The sequence below is a fragment of the uncultured Arcanobacterium sp. genome, assembly GCF_947253055.1.
Taxonomy (GTDB): Bacteria; Actinomycetota; Actinomycetes; order Actinomycetales; family Actinomycetaceae; genus Arcanobacterium_A.
This window is the reverse complement of record NZ_CAMXYE010000063.1, coordinates 1-8,879: the sequence shown is the minus strand read 5'-3', so window position 1 is coordinate 8,879 and position 8,879 is coordinate 1. Positions and strand designations below refer to the sequence as shown.

General features: G+C 49.2%; 9 protein-coding genes and 1 tRNA gene. 2 read left to right on the top strand and 8 right to left on the bottom strand.

Features of this window, described 5'->3' with window-relative positions; translation table 11 throughout:
- The 3 genes from Q0X35_RS05070 to Q0X35_RS05060 all read right to left on the bottom strand — a co-directional run.
- A partial coding sequence (locus Q0X35_RS05070; RefSeq protein WP_297566198.1) for a polyphosphate kinase occupies nt 1–1,735 on the bottom strand: 1,735 nt, incomplete at its 3' end.
- Nucleotides 1,701–2,708: a GNAT family N-acetyltransferase gene (locus Q0X35_RS05065; RefSeq protein WP_297566196.1), complete on the bottom strand. Its 1,008-nt coding sequence runs from the start codon at nt 2,706–2,708 to the stop codon at nt 1,701–1,703. The genes Q0X35_RS05070 and Q0X35_RS05065, both read right to left, overlap by 35 nt.
- Nucleotides 2,709–3,329 (bottom strand): hypothetical protein, encoded by a 621-nt coding sequence (locus tag Q0X35_RS05060; protein WP_297566194.1) that lies wholly within the window; start codon nt 3,327–3,329, stop codon nt 2,709–2,711.
- A gap of 198 nt (nt 3,330–3,527) precedes the next feature.
- On the opposite strand from Q0X35_RS05060, the gene Q0X35_RS05055 reads away from it, so the two are divergent.
- A tRNA-Lys gene (locus Q0X35_RS05055) sits at nt 3,528–3,600 on the top strand.
- A 183-nt stretch (nt 3,601–3,783) separates the two neighbouring features.
- Nucleotides 3,784–4,623 (top strand): HAD-IIB family hydrolase, encoded by an 840-nt coding sequence (locus tag Q0X35_RS05050; RefSeq protein ID WP_297566192.1) that lies wholly within the window; start codon nt 3,784–3,786, stop codon nt 4,621–4,623.
- 143 nt (nt 4,624–4,766) lie between these two features.
- On the opposite strand, the gene Q0X35_RS05045 is transcribed toward Q0X35_RS05050, so the two are convergent.
- The 5 genes from Q0X35_RS05045 to Q0X35_RS05025 all read right to left on the bottom strand — a co-directional run.
- Nucleotides 4,767–5,624 carry a DMT family transporter gene (locus tag Q0X35_RS05045; protein WP_297566190.1) on the bottom strand — a complete coding sequence of 286 codons (858 nt, stop codon included), beginning with the start codon at nt 5,622–5,624 and terminating at the stop codon, nt 4,767–4,769.
- Nucleotides 5,624–6,559: an AEC family transporter gene (locus Q0X35_RS05040; protein WP_297566188.1), complete on the bottom strand. Its 936-nt coding sequence runs from the start codon at nt 6,557–6,559 to the stop codon at nt 5,624–5,626. Before Q0X35_RS05040 ends, Q0X35_RS05045 begins: the two co-directional genes overlap by 1 nt.
- Before the next feature lie 71 nt (nt 6,560–6,630).
- A complete protein-coding gene (locus Q0X35_RS05035) occupies nt 6,631–7,536 on the bottom strand; it encodes an endonuclease/exonuclease/phosphatase family protein (protein ID WP_297566186.1) in 906 nt (301 codons plus the stop codon).
- A gap of 77 nt (nt 7,537–7,613) precedes the next feature.
- Complete coding sequence (msrB, locus tag Q0X35_RS05030; protein WP_366084472.1) at nt 7,614–8,087, bottom strand: peptide-methionine (R)-S-oxide reductase MsrB; 474 nt, start codon at nt 8,085–8,087, stop codon at nt 7,614–7,616.
- A gap of 22 nt (nt 8,088–8,109) precedes the next feature.
- Nucleotides 8,110–8,879, bottom strand: a 770-nt coding sequence (locus Q0X35_RS05025) for a hypothetical protein (protein WP_297566184.1), incomplete at its 5' end; no start/stop codon positions are given.

Genomic DNA, 8,879 nt, shown 5'->3' with positions numbered 1-8,879 from the left:
GCACGCCGGCTTTTTCTAATTTGCGCGCCCACTCAATATTATTTTGTTCATCAAAGCGAGCTTTGATCTCAACCACCGCCAGTACCTGTTTGCCCGCCTCTGCCGCCTTTATCAGCGCATCGACGATAGGAGAATCACCCGAGGTGCGATACAGAGTCTGTTTAATAGCCAGCACTTTCGGATCAGCCGCCGCCTGTTGAATAAAACGCTGCACGGAGGTAGAAAAAGAATCATAGGGATGTTGCACTAAAATATCGTGCGCCCGAATAGCGGCAAAGACGTCCGTCTCCTGCGCAGTTTCTACTTCCGCAAAGCCTTTCGGCGTCACCGGCACAAATTTCTTATATTTCAGCTGTGGCCTATCCAGTTCGTGAATCACTTCCAAACCAGTTAGATCCAAGGGTTCAGGCAGGCGGAATACATCTTCTTCGCGCACCTCCATCTCCCGCATCAACATAGAAAGTACGTGCTTAGAGATATTCTGCGCTACTTCTAGGCGCACTACTCGCCCAAATTTACGCTTCTGTAACTCTTTTTCCAGCGCTTTCAACAAGTTCTCCGCATCGTCTTCTTCCACTTCCAAATCCTCATTACGAGTGACGCGGAAAGTAGAATACTCGACGATTTCCATTCCTGGAAACAAAGTAGAGAGGTGGACGCCAATAATTTCTTCCAAGGGGATATAGTAGGTGTGCCCTTGGGCGTCAGCTGGTACATCTTCCGGACGATAAGGTTTACCGGAAGCATCCACAGCAATAAAGCGCGGTAAAAGTGGAGGCACTTTTACGCGCGCGAAGAGCTCTTTACCGGACTGTTTATTGCGCACTACCACGGCTAAATTTAGGGATAATCCAGAGATATACGGGAAGGGGTGCGCCGGGTCTACCGCTAATGGCGTGAGCACCGGAAAGATCTGTTTTCGGTAGAATTTGCGCAACCGCTCTTTTTCTTCATCTCCCAGATCTTGCCAGTGCAGAATATGTATTCCCACTTCTGCTAATTTCGGCTGCACACAATCTCGAAAAAGTGCGGCGTGCCGAGCCATGAGTTCCTGTGCGCGCTGATTTATTCCCTCCATTACCTGCCGCGGCGGGAATCCAGAAACTTTGGTGGTGGCCATTCCTGCTTCAATACGACTTTTCAGCCCGGCCACTCGCACCATATAAAATTCGTCTAAATTAGAAGCAAAAATTGAAAGAAACCAAGCGCGCTCTAAAATAGCTAAATCTCTATCTTCTGCCTGTTCCAATACACGCTCGTTAAAAGCTAACCAAGAGAGCTCTCTATCGAGAAATCTTCCGTGCGGAAGCACTGCCGTATCGAGAGACTTTCCCGCCTCCTGCGCCGCTAAGGCTGCTGCCTCTACCTCTTCCTGTAGCTTCGCAGTAGATACCGGAGAACCCATTCGGAATTCTGCCCGCCAAGAACTAGCTGCCGGAGAATTTGCATCTAGCTGCGCTGCCGGCGCCGGAACGGCGAATTCCACCGCCGGATAGGCAGCTTCCCGCTCTTGCTCTTCTTTCCACTGTTTTTCTAAATCCACTCCGATTCTATCGAAAGTATCTGGGGCAGCCGGAGCGTCATTTTCTGCAGCAGTCTGTGTAGCTGGCACTGCTGGCACTGCCTTTTCAGCCGTGGTAGCTTTTTCGCTTGGATCAGCCTTTTCCACCGGCGCACCCGCATCTAAAGGAGTAGATTCTTTACAAAAAATATCCCGTATGTTTTTCAAGTTCACAAAACCCTCCTTTTTTATAAGCGCGGAGCGCCGGTACATTATCGGCATCCACATAAAGAATTATGCGTCTGTATCCACTTGCGGCAGCGAGAAGCGGCAATCTTTCCATAAGCGCACTTCCGATACCTGCTCCCTGCATTTCCGGCAAAATACCTACCACATACAACTCTACCGTGAAATCATCTACCGGCTTCAACCACAAAAATCCAATTGCAGAGGAGGCCGGTAGATTTTCCCCAAATTCTCCCCCTGTTTCTCCTCCGAGTTCTGCCCGCGGATAGATTAAAAAGCAGAGATCTGGGGAGAACCACGCCTGCGCAAAACGCTGGCGAAAATCGGCCACAGTGAGCTTTCCTTGCTCCGGATGCTGCACAAAAATTACCTGATTTAATCGCGCCAAAGTGACTATATCTTGACTTTTCGCCACACTGGCCGCCGTAAAAGGGCGCAGCTGCCAATTTTTTCCTTGCCACAAATCTGCCAACTTATTTTCGTTTTTCGGCGCCGAAAGTTTTGCTATTTCATTTTCCAATACGAGCAAAGTTCTTTCTACCTGCAACCCCGCCGTCGCCGCTAAACTCTGCGCGGCCGGTAGCGTGCCATGTGCCCAAAGTATTGGAGTTACCCCTTCCGGCAGTTCACGTGCCACTTTTTGCAATTCAGCAAGTAAATTCGCTCCCCATCCTCGCCGGCGCCAATCCGGATGCACAGCTAACTCCGCATTACCATTTTCTAAGTTGAGCACCGCGAGCGCCGGCACCGCAGCGCTAAGAGCAGCCGTGGAGCTAAGCGAATCTGTATTTTGGCCAACAGCCGCGGGAATAAGATAGTGGGCAGCTTCGCGGCGCTCTAAATTCAAAAGGCTTTGCTCATCAAAAGCCGCAATACCATCATTTTTGGCAATTAAAAGCGCAAAATCACGAATTGCCGCAGCTAAATCAGCAGGTACTTGCCGGTAATGGCGGATTTCCATCTATGAAAGCAATCCTTGCGTAAGTAGCTCTCCGGCTTGGCGGAACTCCCCCGCTGTACGCAGCAACGCAGTGTCACGCCGCGTAACTTCTGTGGCTAAGGGATCGGCATCGCTTTTAATCCAGATTGGGATCACTGAGCCTAAATAATCCATTAAACGCGCCGACATGCGCAATACGCGGGCAAAATCTCCCAAAAAATTGCCACAGAAAACTTCATCCCACGCTGCTTTTACCTCGGTAGGAGAAGTAATTTGCGCAGTACGCTCCGGATCTTTCTCCGCAAAATAAATTTCTGCTCCCGCATATCGCTCTTGCACTACTTGCGGATAACGGCGTATCCATTCCCGAAGTAAGAATCCCCGCCACAGAATACCCGGTAAAGAATCTGCCGGAGAATCCACCCACGCTTCCGCTATTACATCTACCCCCGAATCCTGGATGAGCTGCGAAATACGCGCTATCACTTCAGCATCTGCTGCCCCTGCTGCGGGTAATGGCACTATTGCCTGCGCAGAAGTATGAGCAAGTTCAGAATTGTAAGCGGTATCAGCGTTGCCCTCAATAAGTTCTATCTGCTCGGGATTGAGTTGCGCCGGACGGCGCGGTTTGTAGCCGGCCATATTAATACCCTCTCTTTCCTGCTCATACAGAGAATTACTAGCTATAACTTAATCTTATCTTGATTTCGAAAAGAGCGTGATATGTACCAAATTTATATATTCGACTTTTCTTTTTTCGCTGAGCATGAGTAAAATAAATATCCGGCGCAGCATTACGGCATCTTCGCCATAAAATTGCGACGAGCGTTTTCCAAACGCGGGCCTCTAGCTCAATTGGTAGAGCTCCGGACTTTTAATCCGTAGGTTGTGGGTTCGAGTCCCACGGGGCCTACAAGTAAATTCCCTTATCTGGCTTGCAAAGCAGATAGGGGAATTTTCATTATTCGCCGTCTGAGGTAAGAAGTAATACCCCCGAGTACAAAATTAAGTAGCCCGCGGTCGGCACACTTTTGTAATTCCCGCCTCTCCCGCAGGCACTCGCAATAAAACTTATATCTAAGTTAGACTAATACTGATGAACAATTCTGCAGCACTTTTAGATTTAACTAATTTACCTTGGGATTCTTCTCTTCCCACCCATATTATTTTTGACGTAGATGGCACTCTTACTGATCAAGAATCTCGCACTTCTCCGCAAACTTTTCAGGCGCTACGCGATTTAACTGCTGCCGGAATTAAAATAATTCTCGCCACCGGGCGCACCTTCGGCAGCGCCGATAGATTCTTAAAGAAAGCGGAAATACCGGCAAAACTTGTCTGTGCCGGCGGAGCTATCACTTGGAATAACGGAAAGATACAAGCTACGTATCACCCGAAATCTGCAGTGAAAGCTGCTGTAGAATACGGAAAATCTCATGGCATTACGCTGCTTTTAGAGAGTGTAGATACTTTATTACTCGACGAAGATGCCCCCTATATTCCCCCGCTGCTGCGCACTGCCAGCGAAGGAATGCCGATTGCCCGTGGCGATGTATATAAAGCTGCGGAAGAAAAAACTGTGAAGGTCACCTTCTGCGGACGCCAAGAACTACTCGATAACTGCTGGGAAGAGATTACCGAACGCTTCCCCGGCACCGTCCGCGGGCACGCCTCTTTTATCGATTTCCCACCCGTGGGTATTTCCAAATGGACGGGGATTCAAAAAATTCTGCAGGAAGAACAGCTAGATCCGGCGGAGGGAATTGGCGTAGGAGATTCCGGAAATGACGTCCCGTGGATTGCACATATGGGATATCCGCTCGCAGCGCCGCAGGCTACTCCAGATTTATTGGCGGTTACGAAATGGCAGTTGCCACGCAGCACTCACCATATTGCCGATTTCGCAGCAGCGATACTTCAGCACCGAAAAATTTAGCGATTATTGCGCGCGTTAACTTCTGTTTATATCCGCGCTAAGCTCTATCTATACCCACACTAAGTGCAATTATTAGGGATTACCTCCATTGCACATCCTCTTACCGAATACTCTCCCGTCAGGCACTCTCTGGGCGTAAAAAATCACTTTTTATTGCTGGGAACAGTCACTAAAGCCACCGCTAGGCTGACGCACAGTAAACCGAGAATTTCTCCCCAAGTGGGAATCTGCCGCAACATCACTACTCCTACTAGCAGAGAAGTAGCCGGATAAAGCGAACTTAACAAAGAATAGACCGCAGTGGGTACCACGCCCATTACCCGCAACTCTAAAATATAAGGAACAACGCTCGAGAAGAGGGCGACCAGTACCATAATTCCTAACAAATGTGGATTAGTAATAATGGGATAGAAACCAGGAATAGCCAAAGGAAAAAAGAAAATTGCGCCAGTTAAGTTTCCCCATGCCAACATTTCTATACTGGAACCATCTAATGAAAATCGCCGCCCAATAACTATATATACAGACCAGCCCACACCTGCAGCGAGTGCAAAGAGCACCCCGAGACAGATAGAACTCTGTGATATATCCACCCCCACCCAAGAAATAAGGAATACCCCGAGTAAGGCAAGCAGAATTCCTAAGCGCACTCGCCAATTGCGACCAGTAAAAGCTGAGAGCAAGACCGGTCCAATGTATTCAAGAGCTACTGCTGCTCCGAGCGGAATCCGACTCAGTGCGAAATAAAAAACTACGTTCATGCCGGTGAGAGCCAAGCCAAATACTATTGGCATCCAGATACGGTGCAAATCAAGGTGTGGCCGCCGCCAAATTAGCAGGATGATTGCCGCGCCCGCTATTCTTCCCCACGCTACAGCTCCGACTGGAGCTGCCGCAAAGAGCCCGATGGCGAGAGAAGCTCCAATATATTGGATGATTGCCGCCGATATTAAGGCAGCAGGAGCAGTGGAAGAGTTGAGAGTTAATTTTGGCTTTTTCATTAAAATACCGCCGCAATTAGAAGTAATACTGGCATAGAAAGCAGAGTGGAGAGCACTACCGTATCCCGCGCTAGTTCCACTCCAGTTTCATAACGATGGGCGAAGATAAATACGTTATTAGCTGAGGGGAAAGCTGACACCACCATGGCGGTGAGCATCATAGCGGGAGAGAGCGCAAAGACTTTAGCGAGGAAAAAAGTGAGCAGCGGACTGGCAAAAACTCGTATAAGGACCGCTACATAAGCAGCTATATCGGCTTTGAATAGATGCCGCAGAGAGATACTCCCGAGGGAAACTCCCATCGCTAGCATTACCAAAGGCACGGCGCAGTGGCTGAGCATACTCAACGGTTGATAGACGACGGCGGGTAACTGCCAACCACCTACACTGACTAATAAGCCCAGCACCACTGCAATTACTGGAGGCTGTAGAAGAGCACGCAGTACTATTCGGCCAATATCTAGATGGGACGGTGCAAAATTATTCTGAATGTTGCGCTGTTTTTCCAGCACGATAAAGACGATAGGAGCCACAATGAGAAGTTGGAAAAGCATAATAGGTGCACTGGCAGCGGCGTTACCGGTAATTGCCATTAGATAAGCAATCCCTAGATTTCCGGCATTCACATAAGAAGCGGAAAGCGCTCCAATAGTCTGCTCTCCGGCGCGTAGCTTAAATATCTTCACTGCGAGCAAGTAGTAGAGGAAAAAGAGAATGACGGCATTGATTATTCCCACTGCCGCGGTGAGAGAAAAGACTACCGCAATATCTGATTCACACATAGCCAAAAAGACCAAAGCGGGCATCGTGAGCATAAAGATGATGCGGGAAATTTCTTGGTCAAAATTCTTCGGCACTATCCGAAATTTAACTAGAAGTATGCCGGAAATGAGTAGCGCTAGCAGCGTCCAAAATCCCAGCAGTACATCTTCCACACCTCTGAGGGTACTCGGAAAAGTAGCTAAAGGCTCCCTGCTTATAAGAGATATTCCTCGCTATCATGCACTTATAGCGAATCCTTTAGGCTGGCTTCGGCTAGCAATAAACAATGATCAGAAATATCAAAAGGCAATGCCGCTTGATAACTAATTTTTACCCCGCGCCCTAGAATATGGTCGATGGGATAACGCGGCGCAGCTACTGGATAAGTAGGTAAAGAGCTGGACTCCGGCACAAAACTCTGCATATATGGGCTGCTAGCTCGCACTTTCTCCACTGAAGCAGCGCGCATATTAAAATCACCCGCAAGAATAGCAGGTAACTCCGTCCCCTCCGCCAGCTTCCGAAATCCAAAACACTTTTTCTCTAGCTGAGCAAAACCCGCGGCAGCTTCAGCTAACTGCTCCATACCAGCCCTTGGCTCCGTAGAAAGATGGGTAGAAGCAAAAAGCAGCGGCTGGGGAAATCCCGGCACAGCTATCTCGGCATAGACACAACGCCGCGGCTCCGTAATATGCACTCGGTACTTACAGAGCGAATCCACATTTTCGCGCCGGCGCCAAAACTGCCATTTTTCTGCTAAACGTTGTGAATACACCTGTCGCACTGGATAGCGAGATAATAAAGCTATTCCATACGTTCCACAGGCTTCCGCTCCCAGAGGCTGCAAAGTAGAAAATACCGGTTTCCAACTGCGTGCGACCGGCACAAAATACCCCTGCATTCCCAGCTCTTTCGCTAAATAAGCAGTCTGCTGCTGGCGCGCAGAGCGAAAACGCCCATTATCGACTTCTTGCAACGCCAATAGATCTAGTTTTAGTTCCGCAATTTTTCGGGCAGTAGCTGCAAAAGCAGCTCGCCGTTCTGCCGGAGAAATTAAAAAGGCAGCCGCATTAGGCGAAAGAGAAAATTGCGATGCGTTGGGAAATCCCCACTGCAGATTAAAAGTGCCGATACGCAGTTTTCTTTGCATCTTTCTCCCACCTATTTAACTGATTTCCAGCTATCGAATTACTATGCACCTGTTTAAAGGCATATTTCAAAGAATAATTATTTTGACTGCTCGGGCTCCGCACTCGGCGTATTCTCCGGATTCGCTATGCTCTCCACATCCGGCATGCTCTCCGTATCCGGCACAAAATATAAGGCCAGCGAATTCATACAGTAGCGCAGCCCCGTAGGAGTTTGGGGAGCGTCTGGAAATACATGGCCTAAATGCGATCCACAGCTACTGCAGAGCACTTCCGTGCGCACTTGTGCTAAAGAATTATCTTCCCGATAAAGCACCGCCGCCGGGCGCAGCGGTGCAAAAAATGCAGGCCAGCCACAGTAAGAAGTAAATTTCTCATTTGCTCTAAATAGTGGCGCTCGGCATGCTCCGCAGTAATAAATCCCGGGACGGTCTTCATCGAGAAGTTCTCCGCTGCCGGGTGGCTCGGTACCGGCTTCCCGCAAGACGTGATACGCCGCCGCGCCGAGTTCTTTGCGCCACTGCGCCGCGCTCTTCACCACCTGGTATTCCAAGATTTTCCTCTCCTTGCCCATCCTAGTTTTCGGCAGTTTTGCCGCTAGCTTTTTCGCTACGAGCACTCTCTGGGACATCAGAAACTTCTGCGGCATCTGCAGCGTCTACATCAGCTATATCCGTTGCTTTTCCTCCTGCAGCACTTTCCACTCCCTCAGCTTCGTCTTCATCTTCTCCTTCGCGCTTCCCTGAAAAATTCTTGCGCCGGGCCTCTGCTGCTATCGAACCAGTGAAAAGGGAAGCCTCATGCCCCTCCCGCACGGCAGTAGAAATTTTTTCTTGTTGCCCGGTAATAGCCGAGCCATCTGAATCTGCACCTTTAGTAGCATTCGTGCTCTTACCGCCACTCTTAGAAATATCTTTATCAGCACCTTTAGTAGCACCCTTAGTAGCACCCTTAGCAGCACCCTTAGCAGCACCTTTCTTGGCTTTCGAGCTCTTTTCCGGCACTTCCGCGGCCAAATCAGCTGTTATTTTTGGCATAACTTGCGTCTTATCTATTCCGCTATCACTAGGTGCCCCATTTTCTACACTTTCAGAGAAATCTTCTATATCAGCTAAAGAGAGCGTAACGGTACGTTCCTCATCACTTTGCAAAATTTCCGCTACCTGCCCCTGATCGGCCGGCAAATAGAGCACCGGCTCTTCTTTATCTAAGCGCGCCGCCATCTTCCGGAGAGTTTCCTCCTGCGCAGCTTGAAACTCAGCGGCATTTCCCCCACATTTGCGAATATGCGGTATCGCTTGCGGAGCTTCTTCTTGAATCCACTGCACCATTTTTTCCCGCACAT

Coding starts and splice junctions, on each gene's coding strand:
- Q0X35_RS05045 (WP_297566190.1), bottom strand. CDS start 5,624: ATGAAAAAGCCAAAATTAACTCTCAACTCTTCCACTGCTCCTGCTGCC.
- Q0X35_RS05065 (WP_297566196.1), bottom strand. CDS start 2,708: ATGGAAATCCGCCATTACCGGCAAGTACCTGCTGATTTAGCTGCGGCA.
- Q0X35_RS05060 (WP_297566194.1), bottom strand. CDS start 3,329: ATGGCCGGCTACAAACCGCGCCGTCCGGCGCAACTCAATCCCGAGCAG.
- Q0X35_RS05050 (WP_297566192.1), top strand. CDS start 3,784: ATGAACAATTCTGCAGCACTTTTAGATTTAACTAATTTACCTTGGGAT.
- Q0X35_RS05035 (WP_297566186.1), bottom strand. CDS start 7,536: ATGCAAAGAAAACTGCGTATCGGCACTTTTAATCTGCAGTGGGGATTT.